Source organism: Sporosarcina sp. Y1004 (assembly GCF_057669665.1).
Map to the genome: position 1 here is coordinate 111052 of NZ_JBYHFQ010000006.1, position 19242 is coordinate 130293.

The 19242-nt window shown below is 39.4% G+C and carries 21 protein-coding genes; 17 read left to right on the forward strand and 4 right to left on the reverse strand.

All coding sequences use genetic code 11. From position 1 onward, the window contains the following. Nucleotides 1–114 precede the first annotated feature (114 nt). From AC25Y6_RS06470 to AC25Y6_RS06540, 15 genes are all read left to right on the forward strand, one after another. Entirely contained in the window at nt 115–498 is a 384-nt protein-coding gene (locus AC25Y6_RS06470) for a GntR family transcriptional regulator (RefSeq protein WP_482102298.1), read from the forward strand. A 2-nt stretch (nt 499–500) separates the two neighbouring features. After that, complete coding sequence (locus AC25Y6_RS06475; protein ID WP_482102297.1) at nt 501–1190, forward strand: ATP-binding cassette domain-containing protein; 690 nt, start codon at nt 501–503, stop codon at nt 1188–1190. Then, nucleotides 1187–2020 (forward strand): hypothetical protein, encoded by an 834-nt coding sequence (locus tag AC25Y6_RS06480; protein WP_488142406.1) that lies wholly within the window; start codon nt 1187–1189, stop codon nt 2018–2020. The genes AC25Y6_RS06475 and AC25Y6_RS06480 overlap by 4 nt, the downstream gene beginning before the upstream one ends. 13 nt (nt 2021–2033) lie before the next feature. Continuing rightward, nucleotides 2034–3254, forward strand: a complete 1221-nt coding sequence (locus AC25Y6_RS06485; protein ID WP_488142407.1) for a hypothetical protein — start codon at nt 2034–2036, stop codon at nt 3252–3254. A gap of 586 nt (nt 3255–3840) precedes the next feature. Further along, nucleotides 3841–4764 carry a hypothetical protein gene (locus tag AC25Y6_RS06490; RefSeq protein WP_488142408.1) on the forward strand — a complete coding sequence of 308 codons (924 nt, stop codon included), beginning with the start codon at nt 3841–3843 and terminating at the stop codon, nt 4762–4764. Nucleotides 4765–5296: 532 nt separating this feature from the next. After that, complete coding sequence (locus AC25Y6_RS06495) at nt 5297–5623, forward strand: DUF4181 domain-containing protein (protein WP_488142409.1); 327 nt, start codon at nt 5297–5299, stop codon at nt 5621–5623. 177 nt (nt 5624–5800) lie between these two features. Then, complete coding sequence (locus tag AC25Y6_RS06500) at nt 5801–5980, forward strand: hypothetical protein (RefSeq protein WP_488142410.1); 180 nt, start codon at nt 5801–5803, stop codon at nt 5978–5980. Between the two features lie 98 nt (nt 5981–6078). Next, nucleotides 6079–6390, forward strand: coding sequence for a hypothetical protein (locus AC25Y6_RS06505; RefSeq protein WP_488142411.1), 312 nt, complete (start codon nt 6079–6081; stop codon nt 6388–6390). A 149-nt stretch (nt 6391–6539) separates the two neighbouring features. Then, nucleotides 6540–6941, forward strand: coding sequence for a DUF4181 domain-containing protein (locus AC25Y6_RS06510; protein ID WP_488142412.1), 402 nt, complete (start codon nt 6540–6542; stop codon nt 6939–6941). A gap of 625 nt (nt 6942–7566) precedes the next feature. Next, nucleotides 7567–7890, forward strand: a complete 324-nt coding sequence (locus AC25Y6_RS06515) for an ArsR/SmtB family transcription factor (RefSeq protein WP_488142413.1) — start codon at nt 7567–7569, stop codon at nt 7888–7890. A 3-nt stretch (nt 7891–7893) separates the two neighbouring features. Next, nucleotides 7894–8304, forward strand: a complete 411-nt coding sequence (locus tag AC25Y6_RS06520) for an SRPBCC family protein (protein WP_488142414.1) — start codon at nt 7894–7896, stop codon at nt 8302–8304. A 124-nt stretch (nt 8305–8428) separates the two neighbouring features. Continuing rightward, a complete protein-coding gene (locus AC25Y6_RS06525) occupies nt 8429–9136 on the forward strand; it encodes an FAD-dependent oxidoreductase (protein ID WP_488142415.1) in 708 nt (235 codons plus the stop codon). A gap of 139 nt (nt 9137–9275) precedes the next feature. After that, complete coding sequence (locus tag AC25Y6_RS06530) at nt 9276–9689, forward strand: DUF4275 family protein (RefSeq protein ID WP_488142416.1); 414 nt, start codon at nt 9276–9278, stop codon at nt 9687–9689. 654 nt (nt 9690–10343) lie between these two features. Further along, nucleotides 10344–10811 (forward strand): hypothetical protein, encoded by a 468-nt coding sequence (locus tag AC25Y6_RS06535; protein ID WP_488142417.1) that lies wholly within the window; start codon nt 10344–10346, stop codon nt 10809–10811. A 126-nt stretch (nt 10812–10937) separates the two neighbouring features. Continuing rightward, complete coding sequence (locus AC25Y6_RS06540; RefSeq protein ID WP_488142418.1) at nt 10938–11432, forward strand: LURP-one-related/scramblase family protein; 495 nt, start codon at nt 10938–10940, stop codon at nt 11430–11432. A 186-nt stretch (nt 11433–11618) separates the two neighbouring features. On the opposite strand, the gene AC25Y6_RS06545 is transcribed toward AC25Y6_RS06540, so the two are convergent. The 3 genes from AC25Y6_RS06545 to AC25Y6_RS06555 all read right to left on the reverse strand — a co-directional run bounded on the left by AC25Y6_RS06545 (nt 11619) and on the right by AC25Y6_RS06555 (nt 14982). After that, the gene (locus tag AC25Y6_RS06545) at nt 11619–12311 is read right to left on the reverse strand and encodes a ZIP family metal transporter (RefSeq protein ID WP_488142419.1); all 693 of its coding nucleotides are present in this window, start codon (nt 12309–12311) and stop codon (nt 11619–11621) included. A gap of 229 nt (nt 12312–12540) precedes the next feature. Beyond that, nucleotides 12541–14058, reverse strand: a complete 1518-nt coding sequence (locus tag AC25Y6_RS06550) for a glycine betaine uptake BCCT transporter (protein WP_488142420.1) — start codon at nt 14056–14058, stop codon at nt 12541–12543. 213 nt (nt 14059–14271) lie between these two features. Beyond that, complete coding sequence (locus AC25Y6_RS06555) at nt 14272–14982, reverse strand: hypothetical protein (RefSeq protein ID WP_488142421.1); 711 nt, start codon at nt 14980–14982, stop codon at nt 14272–14274. A 292-nt stretch (nt 14983–15274) separates the two neighbouring features. On the opposite strand from AC25Y6_RS06555, the gene hutH reads away from it, so the two are divergent. After that, on the forward strand, nt 15275–16753 hold the full coding sequence (gene hutH / locus AC25Y6_RS06560) for a histidine ammonia-lyase (RefSeq protein WP_488142422.1): 1479 nt from the start codon (nt 15275–15277) through the stop codon (nt 16751–16753). 33 nt (nt 16754–16786) lie between these two features. Here the strand turns inward: hutH and AC25Y6_RS06565 are convergent, their stop codons facing one another. Next, the gene (locus AC25Y6_RS06565) at nt 16787–18025 is read right to left on the reverse strand and encodes an NAD(P)/FAD-dependent oxidoreductase (RefSeq protein WP_488142423.1); all 1239 of its coding nucleotides are present in this window, start codon (nt 18023–18025) and stop codon (nt 16787–16789) included. Nucleotides 18026–18143: 118 nt separating this feature from the next. On the opposite strand from AC25Y6_RS06565, the gene AC25Y6_RS06570 reads away from it, so the two are divergent. Next, nucleotides 18144–19031, forward strand: a complete 888-nt coding sequence (locus AC25Y6_RS06570) for a 5'-3' exonuclease (RefSeq protein WP_488142424.1) — start codon at nt 18144–18146, stop codon at nt 19029–19031. The last annotated feature ends 211 nt before the right edge of the window (nt 19032–19242 follow it).

Genomic DNA, 19242 nt, shown 5'->3' on the forward strand with positions numbered 1-19242 from the left:
AGGATTGACAACCTTGTGTATGAACCATATAATACACTTAATGTGTATGAACCACTTAGTACATACGCTAGAAAATCATGTGTATGCACCCAAGAACGTATAGGAGTTGTTTCGATGAATGTAAATTTTAACAATCGCGACCCGGTCTATTTGCAGGTTGTTCGGTATTTTAAAGAAAAAATTGCAATAGGCGAATTAGTACCTGGTGAAGAAATACCATCTAGACGGGAGTTGGCAAACAGGGTGAAGATAAACCCTAATACCGCACAACGAGCGTATAAGGAAATGGAGGAACAGGGTTTGATCCATACCGAACGGAATCATCCGAGCAAAATAACAACCGATGAAAAGATACTAGGTAAGGTTAGAGAAGAGTTGCTTGTTGAGGCAGTTGAAACGTTTGTAACATCCGTTCGGTCTATTAAAGTTCCAGTTGATGAATTATTGAACTTGGTAAGAACAAAGTACACAGATAATAACGATGATAAGGGGGTATAAAAATGATTGAAGTAAAAGAGATTACAAAGAACTATGGCCGGAAAAAAATATTAAAAGGTGTGTCTTTTACAGCCAACAAAGGTGAAATAACTTGTTTACTTGGAATTAACGGTGTTGGCAAAACAACCATTTTAAATGCCATTATGGCACTTACCCCGATTAACAAAGGGCAAATATTAATCAACGGAGAAACCATTAATAAAAACATGTTTGAAAAAATCACTTTTATTCCTGATGCAATAACGATGCTGCCACAGATGAAAATCTCTGAGGCAATGGATTTTATGAATGATTTTTATACATGTTGGAACCAGAAACGTGCAACAGAACTGCTTGGTTTTTTAAGATTAAATGAGCAGGATAGAATATCTTCCTTATCAAAAGGAAATACGGCAAAGGTCAATTTGTTACTGGGTTTAGCAATGGATGTTGACTTTGTATTAATGGATGAGCCATTTTCAGGAATTGACATGTTTAGTCGTGAAGAAATTGCCAAAGTGTTCACGAGTCATTTAATTGAAAATAGAGGCGTTATCATAACGACACATGAAATAGGTGATATCGAACATTTAATCGATAAGGTTGTGCTATTAGATGAAGGGATTGTTATCAAGGAGTTCAGCGCGGAAGAAGCTCGTGAAAACGAAGGGAAATCTGTGGTGGATGTTATGAGAGAGGTGTATCAGAAATGAAGAGCTACTTGAAGCTGGTCAATTTTGAATTCAATCGTTTTGCAAAAATATTTGCAGTCCTACTAAGCATTACGCTAGTTGTACAAATTGCTGGAGTCATTGTGTTGTCGAAAATCTACCTAAACATGGCCAATGAAAAAATATATGAGGAGTTTATGCCCAAAGCAGAATTCTTATTAAACTATGGCCAAATGAGTTTCCTGGCGGTTATCAGAAGCGTATGGTTCCTTGGTCCAATCGCTTTATGTATTGCCGGTGTTGGGTTCTATATTTTCCTGATCTGGTATCGCGATTGGTTTGGAAAAAATACATTTATTTATCGATTATTAATGCTACCAACAACTAGATTGAATGTTTTCTACGCAAAGATAACAAATATTCTACTAGCGACGTTTGGCTTTGTGGCATTTCAACTTATTTTGATTCCAATAGAGACAATGGTTTTTAGATGGATGCTGCCAAAGGAATTCCGAGTGGATATGAGCGTCAAAGAGATTGTTAGCAGCATGCCTGAATTACAAATACTTTTTCCAAATAATTTTCTTGAAATGATATTGTATTATGGAGCAGGGTTAATGGTTGTGTCAATTCTATTTACTGCAATCTTATTTGAAAGAAGCTTTAGGTGGAAGGGCATTTTTGTTGGGATTTTGTTCAGCCTAGTAGCTGTTGCTGTATTTATATCACCTCTTCTTTTGCAAGAATTTGTACTAAATGACTATTTCTATCCACTAGAATTATTTGTACTTGAAATAGTAATGGGATTAATCGTACTCGCAGGATCCATTTGGACGAGTGGATTCTTATTAAAAAACAAGATAACTGTATAAGGAGTGTGTGGAGATGAAAAAGTATTGGAAGTTTACTTCAATTATTGCAGTTATTATGCTAAGCATTGGAACGTTTTATGTTAGTGCTGCTAATTCGGCAACACAATATCCTGAGTTTGTGATTATTAAGAAGAGCGGTGATGCTGAAGAAATAAAACCTTTGGCGCTGGAAGGATTCTATCATGAAGGGGGATCTATGAGTTATGTAAACACTCACTTGAAAATTACCTCTGATGGTTCGGATTATAGAAACGAGAGTTCGATTATTGACTCGGTTATAGGACACCCCGCACCAATGATTCAGGAGTTACAGGAGAAACATCGTAATTTCATGAGAGGGAAAGGCCAAAGCGTAGTTTCGTTTTTTGAGAACAATAAGTTGCTATCTTATGCAGAAGTGAAGTATAAAACAGGTTCATTTAAAAATAGAGATTTTAAATTCGCCATATCCATATTAGACAAAGATAATGGCAGTACATCTTCCTTCTCTATTGAAGTTCCAGACAGCTCAGCAATTGAACATATATTTGTTGAAGACGTCCAGGTGGTTGATAACGAACTAAAAGTGATTACCCATAATAGTATTAGAGAGAATGACAAATATATTAATGAAAAACATATCTACTCTTTCGACATATCTACTGAAAAAATAAACAGTAATGAAACGATTTTATCCATCCCTGAACAACAAGACAATGACCATACCTATGCAGACCTAATTCAAACAAGCCATAATCAAGCGAATGAAAATCTTTTATTCATACAAACTCAAGAGAAAATGATACAAGATGAAGAATCGGATAGGCTAGAAGAAACAATTCAGGAGTTAATTTATTACAATTTAAAAACAAAAGAAAAAGAGAAAATTGATCTGCCGGACAGTTTGAAAGATAATCAAATCAGTTTTTTTGATGGTTCAACGATTTATTTCTCGAAATTAAGTGAGGAAAATTTGGTTGTAACTCCTTATAGTATTGAGAACGATCAAGTTGGTAATGAACTTACTATACAGCTATCACACGAAACAAGTAATGGTGAACCACCAATTATTATCATGAAAGACGGTAAGTTATATGTGACAACACATGTAACGAATTTTAAAACAAAGGCTAGCATCACTGTTATTGATTTGAAAACTATGAATACAATTTACCAGGGTGAAGTAATCAGAAAAGATTACCCTGAAAGTGCAGAACAATTTGAATTATATTTATATGATATGATGATCAAATAAGTTATTAAACGGACTTGCTATAGATTCTATAGCAAGTCCTTTTGTCTGGTTTAAAGTGACAAATTGACCTTTTCAATGGTATCGATCCTGTCCCCTGTCTCTCTTGAAAATAACTTTTAATCTTTATTAACGTTGGCAGGCGCAATTTAAAATAAGAATTTGCGCCTGCCAACGTTCAATTTGTAACTTTTAAAAATAAATGTCGTCGAATGTAGAAAGGAGTGCAAACTATGAGAAAAATAAATCTCGCAGTTGCCCTAAGAAAACATTAAATTGAATTCTAACAATGAAGATTTGCAGGTTCTTTGACATAACATAATGGTGATTGTACTTCGGATGACACACCAAGAACTTTTGTCATTCAGGGCGATAAAGACATATCTAAAGATATAAAGAAGGTAGTTATTACGCAAAGCGGCACTGAAACCGAAGTACCGATTGAAAAGTAAAGTTTGATATAAGCGGCTTTATTTATACCATATACTTTATATTCTGTAATCGGTAGCGTTAACAGAATTAAGAAAATACCTGTTTTTTCATTTACGGAAACCGTGTATGTCAATCCAGGAAAGGCGGCTGAAAGAAAATGAAATCAACACTCAAAATACCCATAACCCCCATAGCGAACCTGCATGAAGAGATGAAACACGCGACTCCGCTTTCGATTGCAATCGGACATCATAACGATGTATTCGTTCTTCTGGCGGAAGAGCAGCCTCCTTTAATTAACGGGATGTTCCCTGCAACGGTTACGGAAAATAGCTACAGTTATCAAGTCATTCATCTGAAGGATGGGCGGAAGACTGTGCTGGACTTGTCGGAAGAGACGTGGAATTATCATTACGTACAGCCGATTGATGAAGGGCATATACTGCTTGTCTGTGCGCGGTCATATTACCATGACGCGCAGAATATTGAAGAAAACGCACGAGTGTATGATGAAAATGGACATTTGATCCGGTCATTTTGTTTAGGTGACGGCATTGAGCATGTGTACGTGACAAAGAATCAGGAGATTTGGACAGGGTACTTTGATGAAGGGGTTTTCGGAAATTATGGCTGGGAGGAACCGGTCGGCCGCAGCGGTCTCGTTGGTTGGAATGCGTCTGGCCGTAAGATGGATTCGCTTGAGGAGGACAGAGAATATTCCATTTTTGAGTGTTTGGCGCTGAATGGTGTAGCTGACGGCGGGATTTGGTTTTTCTTTAGCATTGAATCGAAGATAGGAGTGCGGAAAGAGGGGCGGACATTGTATTATTCACCCGGAGATATTGGTTTCCGGGCGTTTGCGGTAAACGGAGAAACGGTCGTTGCGCACCGCGGTATAGGAGGGCGGAAACTTTTTGAGCTGCAGCGTGAAGGCGATGAATATAAGACTGTCCGTGAAATCGAACTGATGAAGCCAGATGGTACGCCTGTCGAACCGCAATTAGTAAACAACCGGGAGAGCATGCTACTGTTTTTGGACGGAGTTGAGCTGTATATGTATGAAGCGAAATCGGAAACGTGACGAAAAGCAGCTGTCGTGCGAATATTCAGTCAATTGGATGTACCACCTACATTCGAAATCGGGACGTAGAGGTGCTATTTAGGTAAGTAGTGGCTGTGTGATATTCAATTCAAGCACTACTTCCGTAAGCTTCTTGATTTGCATCGCGCACAGGCATCGGAAACATTTTGTATTGGGAATTTTATTATTAGATATTTCAAGTTAATGCTGAGAAATTAAATTGAGATACCAAGTATGGAAACAGCCATAAAATCTTAAGGAAATTAGTAAAAGTAGTAAATAACGAATCCCTGCCGTATAATTACAGATAATAGTCGGAATAGGTAGTCGAATTTAAAGATTTATGGAAATCAATAATAATAATATTTTTGTGACATTCGCGATGCCAAAAAAATAAGTATCAAATCGTTCGATAAATGGGCGCATTTCCGGAGTTTAAGGATATGCGCCTATTCAGCATTTAGGTCAGATTATGTAAAAATGCCATTTACACTAATGAAGTAGGATGATGGCTTATAGGGGAGCACTTAAAATGATAGTCATTATCACCATTCTAGTTGCTATTCTAATTTTAAATCAAATTATTATTCAAAAGCTAATATCAAAGTTGAATATAGAGGAATCTGAATTAAATAAAAAATACGTAAACAAATTACATAAGTATGTTGAGGGGATACTCTATTGGACTAGTTTTATTGTGATGATTATAGTCGTAAATGAATTCCTACATCTTAAAATATTGATTTTTGTGGGTATCGTTGTTGTGTTTGCTTTTCGCACCATAATGGAATGGATTTTCACAAGAGAAAGTAAAACATATCTTCTTAGTGCTGTAACTTGTGTTTTATTTGTTTTGTGATTGATTACTTATGGGGTAACAGATTACTTTAATATTATTTAAGAAATCGAGAGCGATAGTTGAGGAAATATGTGCTGAATTCGGGTCATTTAATCGGAGAACTCTTTGTAGTAATTCTAAGCCTCTTTGTTTATTAGGCAAGTTTAGGAGTGAAATTGTTCATTAGGAGATAGGGTCATGTTTAAGAAGAAGGATGCGGTTGTTTTGGTGTTATCCCTATTGGCTATTTGGATATCACTTAGTGAATTCTTGAGAAGGGACATTTTGGTTTCTAATTTATTTGCGCTTCTGTTCCTTATCGTTTCACTGTACTTGTTTGTTGTAACAGTAAAGGACCTTTTCAGGAAAGAAGATTGAGCAGTGCAAATATTATTAGTTGTTATTAAGGATAATATTTCAATGATTTATTAAGGTAGCGGATTAGTGCATATAAGTCCTATAAGGAGTTGTTGTTTTTGGTTGACAAAGAAACGCAGATAAAGATACTGCTTTATGGAAATGCATTAGATTTTGCTTGTGAAACTCTGGGTGTTAAAAATATGAGACACCATAAGTACTCTAAAGTATTTACGGTTAGTAAAGAAGAAGTATATGAATATATCGCAATCAATGGTATACCACAGAGTGATTCAACGAGTAGATATTCTATGGCGGAAGGCTTCCATTTTTTTGAGGAAGAAGGTAAATGGTATACCTTTTTTAGAGAGAGAGGTTATATCTCCCATGAAAAAAAAATTGATGATTATGAGATGGTAAATAATACATAGTACTTACATTGCTACAATTATCTGGTACTGGACTCTATTAGTAGTTTTTTAGCAAACAGGCGTGATTATTGAATAAACCGCCTTGAGATGATGGGATGACTTAGAGGCAACTAAATATAATAAACGGGTCAAATTGTGGAGGGGATTCTGTGTTTTGGATAAAATATGGTTTGATTGTGGTACTAGTTTTGGTTTGTACTTCAATAGCTAAGCTTCTTCTGAGGAAGCTTTTCAAAATTGAGAAAGTGAAAAAAGAGTTTTTTTCTTATAATTATATAAATGGGCTACATCGGAAAGTGGATAAGGGTTTGAAACTATTTTCCACAGTTATTATGATACTTATACTTAGTGTAATGTGGTTTTATTTTGAAGAGTTCAATTACCTGATTTTAATTGCAGTTATCATTTTTGCGGTGTTGGACTACCTGGTAAGAGCATTTTTTGAGTGGAGATATACACAGTATCCAAAACAATCTATTTTAACTTTAACCGAGATGTTTTTAGTTTTAATAGCAATAATAATCGTATTTCAATTTGAATTATTCGTTTAAACAAACGGATGCGATAGCTGAACAAATATGTACCACAATAAGGCCAGATTGCAAATAAGAAATACGAGAAAATATAAGTTGGTCTTGCTGAATAGGTATGCAGTGACAGTGTGATAATCAATTCAAGCACTACTTCCGAAAGGTCTTTGAATTGCATGGGTACCGGACACAAGAGGTGACGCCTCAATCGGGCTGTTTGGTTTTCCAATACGTATTTCTGAAGGGACCAAATTAAAGCTTCTCCAAATATAAAAAAATGACCCACTTTGGTCCGCATGCGAAGAGGCGTGGTGGGTTCTGATGATTTTATAAGTGAAGGGTACCAAGTTCTCATCAAATTCTAAATTGTTTTAGAACCTGGTACTCGAAATTATTCAACAAAAGGGCACATTTCCTGACTAAGGATCTGTGCCCTTTTAGATTTGGACTAGTTGTTTAGTAGTGATTGGTGAAAATTGGGGAATGTGAAGAAATGTACTAACAGGAAAGGTTGGTTCAAGAATTTACTTAATGACGAGTGAATAAATCTACGGCGATTATGCTAATAATAAACATTGACGTGACACCAATTGGTGACATATAATAAAGACACTAAATGGTGTCGTATTTAATAAGGGGGGAGGTTTTGAGCGAGAAAAAACAAGAGCGTGATGTGTATGCAGCAATCGCAGACCCAACAAGACGTCAATTGCTACGTTTGTTGGCAGATGCAGGGGAATTGCCTTTGTACGAACTGACTGCCCAATTTCAAATGGGGCGTACTGCAGTTTCTAAACATTTGGCTATCCTTAAAGAAGCTGGTCTGGTCACAGTTCGAAAGGTTGGAAGGGAAACAAGGTATCGAATAAATGCAGCTCCCTTGCAAGAAATTAAAGACTGGGTCTCTTTTTACGAGAATTTTTGGGTGGAAAAAGTGTCACATTTAAAAAAACTATTATCGGAGGAATAGACAATGGCAGACGTAACATTAGATTTTCAATTTACAAGTTCAATTGAGCAAGTGTGGAAGGCATTAACAGATTCAGATATGTTAGCAAAATGGATATGGAAAAATGACTTTAAACCAGTTGTCGGAGAAGAATTCCAATTCCGTTCTGAGCCAAATGAATGGTGGGATGGAATCGTTAAAGGTGAGGTACTCGAAGTAGAGGAGCCTCGTATATTATCTTACACTTGGGCAAGTGCTGGAGAAACCACTACGATTACATGGACATTGAAAACAGGTTCAGATGGTGCTACACATTTGCATTTTGAACAAACTGGTTTCAGTGAGGAAACTAAAGCAACCAAAGGAGCTATTGAGGGAGCCAAATATAGTTGGATGAATTTCGGTGAGCAACTCAAGAACATCTTGGAACAATAACCGCATTTTGCTTCAACTAAATGAATGGGATCAAGTAGTATAAAATAGGCAACGTTAAACAGATCACTAAATGGTCCATATTGCCAATTAGTGATCTGTTTTTCGATTTAAGGAGAATAGAATCATGAGCTTTATTCAAGATACATTATCAATATTCAAAAAGAGAGAATTATTATTTTTAGAAAGCAATAAAGAGTCTGAAGATGTGTATTCCTTTCTATTTGAAAAAGAGGAGGATTTAACCTGGGAAGCAGGGCAACACGGTTTGTTTACGATTACCCATAAGAAGATTAAAAAACCTATACGACCATTCACGATAGCATCTGCTCCCACGGAGAATATGGTTAGACTAACAATGCGTATTGGTGATCAACCAAGTGATTTTAAGAAAGCCCTGTTGGAATTAAAACAGGGGATGCGAGTTAAAATGAGTGGGCCGGTAGGGGGTTTTTATCTTAAAGATAACAGTCCTTCACTTCTAATTGCAGGCGGGATCGGAATTACACCGTTTCGGTCGATCGTAAAGCAATTAGAGGCAGAAGAGAATGGACGGGATCATAAAATACATCTGCTTTATTTGGATAGCAATCAATCATTTATATATAAAGATGAACTTGAAGGAATTGCTGACAATACTTCAATAGGTGTAACTTACCTTGATTCAAGGGATGAATTACATCAGGGGGTAGACAAGTTTACCAACTTATATAAGAACAGTGGTAAATACTATATCGCGGGACCGAAGTCAATGGTGGATGCAATTTCTACTTACTTACTAAATAATAATATTCCAAAACGAAATATCAAAAAGGATGCCTTTTTTGGGTATTAACAAGAAAATAATACAGGCAATCGGGCGTTTTAGCTAACTAAAAATATGTGCCAGATTGCGAATAAGAAGTACGAGAAAGTATGAAGTTGGTCTTGCTGAATAATTATCACTTGATACTTGTTGAGAGAGGTTAATTAAAATGAAAAATAAAGAATTAAAGGTGTTGGAAATACCGAAGTGGGGACGCTATTTACGTGGTAAATGGCTAGAAAACTTTGCTGGTCATCTAACAAATGAAGAACAAAAGGAAATATATATGGATTCATTTTTATGGCATCTTTGCAGTTACGAAAAGGTGAATTGTCTTGAAAAGGAAGAGGCCATAAAAGCATTCGATAGGCAAAAAAAGAATCAATGTACGATCTTTTATGAATTCACGAATGAAGCATTCTTAGTTCAAAATGCTGAAAATCTGAAAGTGAAGGACTTGCCATACGACGATTGGGATATGGATTACAGAGACATTTACGTTATGGATTGGGAAAATAACTGGACCTTTATTATAACGCATGAAAATGGCTGGATTGGACCATATTTTATTCAAAAACCCTAAAACTTACTTTCACAATCAGGTGCAATTGTCGAAGATCATAAGCTTAATTCCTCATTCAAGATACGGAGGAATTAGGCTTTTTATCTTTCAAAATCCTTAACGTTGTAAATTTGCACTTTCATGATGTTACCCCATTGGTAGACTTATTGGCAACGAGTGGTACATTCTTCTGGCCGTAATCATGACTAACGTGAAAAAATTTCATCACGTTGTCCCCTTTTTCGAATGGTTTGTCTATATATAGGGTGAAAGCATCGTTCGTTCAGGCAAAAGACGTCTTGCTGTCTTCAAAAACACTCGTTAGTAGGTAGAAATGTGTTTGTCGCCCTTGACCATGCGCTTACGCTTTTGTTGCTATTCACCAAAGGAGGATTCGTGATGAATTTATTAATCAAAGAGTCACCGCTTCAGGTAATTCCTTCGCTTGCGATGCAAGTTGGATTAAACGCGGCCATTTTACTGCAACAACTGCATTTTAGATCGCTCATCTCGACGAATGTGCGGGATGGGCATAAGTGGGTTTACAAAATATATTGGATTGCTTATGTCCCGAGGGCTGGCGCCCGGAGCCTAAACGACAAATCACTTTATACAAGTTTACTCTCGGTACGAGATTTTATAACTACCTAGGCTAAAAGAAAGGATGGCGTGAACATGGTATTTGTACAAGAAGTGTTTCAGTTGGCGATTGAAATGGACATGGTGCACTTGGCACATCGGACTTTTTGGGCAATTGCCGAGGGGAAAGTAAAAGTGGAGGAAGATTCCGAGCGACTGGTTGCAATCGACTATGACGACGAGGCGATTGCGAAAATGGTTGCGCGAAATCAGTTAAGCATTGGTCAGATTAAGCTGTACGTTGCCGAAACAACAAAGCCAGATCGATTCGCATTCTATTACAGTGAGAATGTTTTGGATGCGCACGCACTCCATCAGGACATGTTCCGAGAGACGCCAAAACGATTGACGAATGCCTCCTATTTAATGCCGATGCTTTTTCATTTCGATGAAACGGATGCTGCGAATATATTATATTTCCACCGCAACAATGTTGTCGCGTATCCATATTATTTAGGTCATGTCATGGCGGGGGAGCGGGTGTTGGCGCGGATGCGGGCTTGAGTTAGAGTAGCAAGACTAAATGTTTTGCTCTTTTTGTATGGAGAAAGTGAAACGTTTTGTCATCCGATTCGTATTAGAGATAACGGGTTTTATTGAAAAGGGTCTTCTAGTACGAGGAGGGATTAAATGAGACAGTTGTATATCAAGCAAAAGGTATTTAGTCTGGGCGGAAAATTTTCGGTTAAGGATGCAGAAGAGAAAGAAGTGTATTTCGTAGAAGGAAGCTTCATGCAAATACCGAAGACGTTTTCGATTATGGATGTGGCTATGCAGGAAGTGGCAATGATCACGAAAAAAACGTTTAGTTTCCTACCGACTTTTTTTGCCAAAGTACACGGCCAAGAAACGGTAACGATAAAAAAGGAATTTTCATTTTTAAAAGCACGTTATTCAATTGACGCGGCAGGAATTGAAGTACAGGGAAATTGGTGGGATATGGATTTCGAAGTGTACCGACATGGGGAACTGATTGGCGCTGTCAGCAAAAAGTGGTTCACATGGGGCGATAGCTACCAGTTGGAGATTCTAGATGATGAGATGGAACCACTACTCGTTGCGCTCGTTGTGGCAATTGACTGCGCAAAAGCGGCTCAATCTGCTGCAGCTGGGGGCGGGGTGTAACAAGACTATTAAAGTATCATTCCGATAAACCTCTGAGCGACGAAGTTTAGTGAAGGATTCTTATTGAATTCTGAATTGATTTAGAACACGAAATTACAGCATTTAAGCGATGTGCGGCAACGATATATATAACAAAGACGATTTCATCTAACTCTAGATGAGGTCGTCTTTTTTGAAGGTCAAAAATTAAAGCAACAAATGAAATAGAGTGCTCAGTAGATAACCCATAAGAATGTACATTGTAAAGATCTTGAAAGGAACAACTTTAATGTGATGTAAGACAAATTCACTGATGCTTGTAGCGGCAATCAAACCAATGGAAATACCCATTAGTACGCCTTGCTCTTTTGTTGTGAGATTCACGTAATGTCCAATCCATATGAATAGGCCGAAGAAAATGGATAAAGTGAGGAAACAAGAAAGTAATAGCCATAGTTTTTTCCCTTGTGAAAGAAGGGCAGTAGTAAGGGCGAAACCTTCCGGAACATGATGAAGAATAATTGAAGCTGTAATCGTGATGCCAATTGTCGAATTCTCCAACAAGTTTCCTATGGTTAAACTTAGGGGGATTGTATGTATCAGTAAAGCAATCATCAGCAAGAGTGCTGATGGCGTTTTAATAGTAAGTGTATGCATTAAATTATGAATGACTAGGAAAAGTAGACATCCAATTAGTATGCCCAGAATAATGCCAAATGGCTTGTACATTTTTAACGCACTTGGAATGATGTCAAGTGCGAGTAATCCTAATAGAAATCCCCCGCATAATAGAGATAATCCCGCGGTTGAATTTCGGAAGTATCTTGATACCTGCCAAGCAATCCCACCCCCGATGCTTACACTGAAAAAAAGAAACCCACCAAGTAATATCGCGCTCACCTCTATCAATCTCCCACCTTCTACATTTCTTAATATCTTCCTCTATGAAATATATGCGCCTACCGACTATGTATGATTAAGTCGTTTGTAAAGTGAGTATATTGTTAGATTAAATTGTTCCAAAGGACCAATTAAGTAGAAAAAGATAGAACCTAATTCAACTATGAATTAGGTTCTATCTATAATCTAACTGTTGGATTGGGGTGGTGATTAACGTTAGCTTTTCAAATTATAATTTCCGCTTCTTCTCATAAGGCCTTACCATCAGCCCCATCTCCTTACGTTCTTTATCAAGCGCCTTATAAAACGAGATCATCATAAGGATTATGATAAAGGAGAGGGGCAATGCTGCTATGATTAATGCATTCTGAAGTGCAGTTAGTCCGTTGGCAGAGAGTAGAATCATGGCAACAGCAGCCTGAGCGATACCCCATGTTAGTTTCACTGTGTTCGGCGGATTGAGTGATCCGTATGTCGACTGCATTCCAAGTACGAATGTTGCAGAATCTGCGGAAGTGATGAAAAAGATTGCAACGAGAATGACTGCGATAATCGATAGCGTCATCGACATTGGCATCGCATTGAAAACGGCGAAAAGCGTTTCCTCTGTTTTTAGTCCGGACAGATCGGTTCCTTTCTTTTGTACATCTATTGCAGTCGTACCGAAAACGGAAAACCAGAAGAGGCTTAGTAGAGTTGGTAACATCAGGACACCGACAAGGAATTCCCGTATCGTTCGACCACGCGATACACGTGCGATGAATATACCGACGAAAGGAGCCCATGAAATCCACCATGCCCAGTAAAAAATGGTCCAGTCATTAATCCATGCACGATGGCTGTCGTCAACTGGTGCGGCCCGGAAGCTCATCCGTATCAAGTTTTGCAAATAAGTACCGATTGTATCAGTAAACGTATTGAAAATTAACAAGGTTGGCCCAAGTATAACAACAAGGATAAGTAATACTAATGCGAGAACCATATTGATGTTAGACAAATATTTAATCCCTTTACTTAGACCTGACCATGAAGACGCAATAAACATAATTGTAACAATAACGATAATGCCAACTTGAATAGGGAAACTGATGGGCAAATCGAACAGATAAGCTAATCCGCCGTTAATTTGAATGGCGCCAAATCCTAGTGTCGTTGCGACTCCGAATACTGTCGCGAAAACAGCAAACACGTTGATCACGGTACCTAACCAACCGTCCATTCGTTTTCCAAATAGCGGTTTCATTGTTGAAGATATCAAACCGGGCTCTCCTTTACGGAATTGGAAATAGGCAAGAGTCATGGCGACGACAGCGTAAATCGCCCATGCATGAATTCCCCAATGGAAAAAAGTGAAGCGCATTGATTCACGGAAGGCTGCGGCTGTTTCTGGTTGTTCCGTTGCTGGGTTGATGGCAAAGTGAGATAAAGGTTCTGCGGCACCCCAGAAAACAAGGCCAATCCCCATACCCGCTGAAAATAACATTGAAAACCAGCTAATACGAGAATACTCAGGTTTTTCGTCGGGCTTACCTAGTGTAATCTGTCCCATTGGACTGACAATAAAGAACAGACAGAACAATACAATCCCGGTGACAACTAGTAGATAATACCAACCGAAAGATGATGTGATAAAATTCTTCATATTGTTAGTAACTATTTCGAAGCTTTCCGGCGAGATAGCACCGTATAAAACTGTCAATAAAACAAGTACTAGGGTAATCCAAAAAACGTTGGATACTTTTTTCATCAAATCACCTCTGTTCTAATGGGGTTTTGGTACATGTCGTTTGGTGTTATCATGCCCATTACTCCTTTTTCGCATTCATTATATCCTTTTACCCCGTGGCAATTAAAGTTAAACAGAAACAAAGCGATTCCAGATGACGATTGGAATCGCTTTGTTAAATATGAATATATTATTTGAAATGTAAGTTGTTATAATTATGAAGGTCGTGCATTTCTAGCAGGTAAATCTGTCAATTTGGTTAAGGTCCATGCCCATGTATTGCCATCTTCTTTGTCTGCTGCGCCATCTATAGCCCGCAACTGAAGTCCGACCGACGAAGACCGGGAAGAACCAAAAACCTTGTCTTCTCGATGTCCAGATAAAAGTGTAGCGGAATAGACAACCGCGGATTGCCCCGGGGTCTACTGCGAACAATGAAGTACTAGGATATTCCGGTATTCGGTTTGGAGGTGGTGAGCTAGGAGCCCGCTGTCCTTGCTGTTGTCCTTGACCGCCGCCTCGCCCAGGTGGTCCACCTTGCCCTGGACCACCTGGCCCCCCGAATCCTGGACCACCTTGCCCTGGGAAACCTGGCCCTCCGAATCCTGGACCGCCTTGCCCTGGGAAACCTGGTATCCCGAACCCTTGCCCACCTTGCCCCGGTGGATCAGGCATCCCGAACCCTTGCCCGCCTTGCCCTGGTGGGAACCCAGGCATTCCGTATCCCTGCCCGCCTTGCCCTGGTGGGAATCCAGGCATTCCGTATCCCTGCCCACCTTGCCCCGAAGGAAATCCTTGCATTCCCTGTCCAGGCATACCCATGCCCGGCGGCCAGCCTTGATTCTCATATCCCTGCATTCCTTGCGACGGATTACCTTCATATCCATCAGGTAATCTCGGGAACCATTGCTGTTCCCCTTGACCACCTGGTTGCATGTTAACCATTCTTCCACTCCTTCCAAGCGATTCCCCTTATCCTATGCGACAACAAATGAAATGCGTGGACTATTCGCTTAAAAATTGGTGAAAAGGGAGGGAAAAGAGCTAAATAGACAACGGTTTTCCCCAACTAATAAAACATCCATTTATGAGAACTCTTTTTACTTATTTAACACTTTAGCTAACTACAACAGCGCCTTGTTAGCACAGACTAAACTTTCTGAAAAGTGGTACTTTATGTGTTTTAATCATGTACGATAAGACTAGGTTAAGTAATTTTAGATAAAGGATGGGTGACATGATTGAATTAACAGGTTCCTCTCTCCGCCTAAATCAGATGAGTGAAATACTTTATAAAGAAGTGGGTGTTTCATTAAACAGTGAAGCATTGAAACGTGTCCATAAAAGTCGTGAAGCTGTCGAGAAAATTGTGCGAGATGACCGGACTGTTTATGGCATCAATACTGGATTTGGCAAATTCAGTGATGTGAAAATCGATGAAAAGGATACGAAAGCCTTGCAACTTCACCTGATTCGTTCGCATTCGTGTGGGGTGGGAGAGGCTTTCCCTGAAACCGTTTCGCGTGCAATGGTCGTTCTCCGTTTGAATGCTTTGCTGAAGGGGTTTTCAGGAATTCGTGCTGAAGTGCTGGAACGCTTCGCTTATATGGTGAATAACTGTATCCATCCAGTCATTCCTCAGCAAGGCTCACTCGGTGCATCAGGAGATCTTGCACCTCTCGCTCATTTAGCACTCGTATTGCTAGGCGAAGGGTTTGTGTGGGAAGACGGATTGCATACACCTTCTGCAGATGTGTGGAAAAAGCATGGAATGGAGCCCATCGTACTTGAAGCGAAAGAAGGGCTTGCGCTCATAAATGGAACGCAAGCGATGACTGCACAAGGTATAGTCAATTATTTAGAGGCAGAATCACTTGCCTTTGACAGTGAGTGGATAGCGGCTATGACAATGGAAGCATTATATGGAATCACAGACGCATTTCATCCAAGCATACATGAAGCACGCGGTTATCCTGAACAAGTAGATGTGGCGGCGAGGATGTTGGATTGGTTAGATGGAAGTCTTCTTACTACGATCCAAGGGGAAAAGCGTGTCCAAGATGCTTATTCCATTCGTTGCATTCCACAAGTGCACGGTGCAAGCTGGCAGGTACTTGGTTATGTAAAAGAAAAACTAGAGATTGAGATGAACGCAGCAACGGATAATCCGCTCATTTTTAATAATGGCGACACGGTTGTATCAGGGGGGAATTTCCATGGACAGCCGATTGCCTTTGCGATGGATTTCTTGAAACTAGGGGTGGCGGAACTTGCCAGTATTTCCGAACGTCGTATCGAACGGCTCGTTAATCCGCAATTGAATGAAGGATTACCGCCATTCCTAAGTCCCGAACCAGGACTGCAGTCAGGTGCCATGATCTTGCAGTATTCAGCCGCAAGCCTGGTATCAGAAAATAAAACACTCGCACACCCTGCATCCGTCGATTCGATACCGTCATCTGGTAATCAGGAAGACCATGTTTCAATGGGAACAATCGGTGCGAGGCATGCACATGAAATCATTAAAAATGCGAGAAATGTCCTTGCAATTGAAGCACTGTGTGCAATGACAGGTTGTCATATCCGCGGACCCGAACAGATGGCGCCGAAAACCCGTGTCAAGTTCGACCAATTGCTGAAAATCGTGCGTCCAATTGAAGAAGATCGTATTTTTACGCCGGATATTGAAAAGCTTGCTCAATTTCTGCTTGGGTGAAGTAGTAAGCCAAGTTGTTATCATGTTCATTATTTAGGCAATTCCGCTTCGTCCACCGGTTAAAGCGTTGTCGTATCGTTCGAGTTGTACGATTTGAGCATCGGGATTCACATTGCCTGTCATAATATCGGCGATAATTTTTGAACCTAGCATACTGTAAACAGTTCCATTGCCTCCATATCCAAGTAGATAATAATGATTTCCTTTTGACGGATGCTCTCCGATGAATGGTAAGTTATCTAGCGACTCTCCAAATGTTGCACAATAAGCGTAGTCAATTTCAATCGGAATTTCTGGGAAAAGTGCCTCTAGTTGTTTTTTTAGGTTTTCACCGCGTTTCATAATTGATTCATTTGAAAGATGAGCTTGGGGTTTATCCTCGTCGAGCCCGCCTACAATGATTCGATTGTCGATTGTTGTCCGCATGTAAAGATAAGGACGCTTAGATTCCCAAATCAGCGCATTTTCATGCCAAATCGGGGAAGTGTCTAGTGGTTTAGTAACAATGACATACGAACGGTTAATGTCAGCACCAATCCGTTTTCCTACTGGAAGCGTCTCATATCCAGTTGTAAAAAGAACTTTATCGGTATGGAATTCACCTAACGATGTAGAAACGTCCAACAGCCCATTTTCTTCGGTTACGCCATTCACTGCCGTATATTCAAAGAGATGGACATCCATTTTCTCGACTAATTGTAACAGTCCATTGACGAATTTATAGGGGTTCACTTCAGCATCGCCATATGTCACGATGGCCCCAGATTTTGAAAAGGGGAGATGCATGCGGAATTCTTCTTCGTTCCAATAATCGCAAGAAAATCCATGAATCTTTAATGTTTCATACTCTTTCCTAATCCGTTTTAAATCATTTTCGTCACTTGCATAATAAACACTTGGCCGGCTGATGAAATCAGGATCAATTGGCAACCGTTCAGCTGTTTGTTTTAGTTCTTCCATTGATTCCAAACATAACTGATAAAAACGTACAGCGTCCTTTTCTCCGATTTGTTCGATTAATTCATGAAGCATGATGTCATTTGAATATTGAAGCAACCCCGTATTCGCCATTGTACTGCCCGTAGCCATCTGCCGTTTGTCGAGCACTGCGATGGACAGACCTTTGTCTGCCAATGCAAGTGCTGAAAGAGCTCCCGACATCCCGCCACCTACAATAATGACATCATAATGTGACGCGATTTCTACCTTTTTTCGTTCGGGGGGGACCGGGATCGTTTCAGGCCAGTACAAAGAACCTTCGTGAATATGCATATTTACAACCTCCTATATGTAATCTAATATTCTTTACCCGCAATGAAGAGATTGAAAGCATGCTATTATAGATAGAAGTCTTGAAAGAATAGGAAGACAGATAGGGGAAATAAATTTAATGACTACTGCAGAAAAACCACATATTTTACTAGTAGACGGAATGGCTCTCTTATTCCGCTCTTTTTTTGCAACATCAGCTATGGGACATTACTTTCCTAATGAATCGGGGGTCCCAACAAATGGGGTTCAAGGATTTGCCCGTCATACGATGACAGCGATGTCACTATTTAAACCGACACATATGGCAGTTTGCTGGGATATGGGTTCGCAAACATTTAGGAATGATTTATTTGAAGGATACAAAGCGAACAGACCAGCACCTGCACCGGAACTAGTGCCGCAGTTTGATATGGCTAGAAGTGTTTCCGAAATGATCAATTGGAAGAACTATGGCGTTCCTGGCATGGAAGCGGATGATCTAATTGGTTCATTCGTAAAAACATGGAGCGATAAAGCGGATATCACAATTGTGACTGGAGATAAAGATATGCTTCAGCTACTTAGACCGGGTGTCCGAATTGCATTCACGAAAAAAGGATATGCCATTTACGACATTTATACGGAGGACCGTTTTATAGAAGAATACGGAATTACACCAATCCAGTTCATCGACACAAAAGCATTTACAGGGGATACTAGCGATGGCTATCCCGGCGTGAAAGGAATTGGACCGAAAACTGCCCTTAAACTGATTAAAGAACACGGGACAGTTGAAGGTGTGATTAATTCGATCCATGAACTGACGCCCGCGATTCGGAAGAAAATAGAAGAAGAGATGGACATGCTGTTACTCTCTAAAAAACTGGCGGAAATTCATTGTGAATTAGAAATGAAAGGTTCGATTGAAGAGTTGGAAATTCCTATTTATGATAATGTAGTGAGGGAATTGATAGAAAAAGAAGGGTATTCGATGATTCTAAAACAAGCAGATTCACTGTTTTTATGAAATCACACACTGGGCATTATGAGCATAGTTGTTTTTGAATCGCTTTGAATTGAACAAACTTCTATACGCTTATCGAGATGTCTTAATTAGAGGGGATGCGACTTTGTCGCATCCCCTCCAATTTTTTCGGTAATCGTATGGTGGTTGTTCATCCGTCGCTCTCCAAAAACATAAGTACATGAAGTGCTGAAGCTTTTTTGGACGAAAGCAT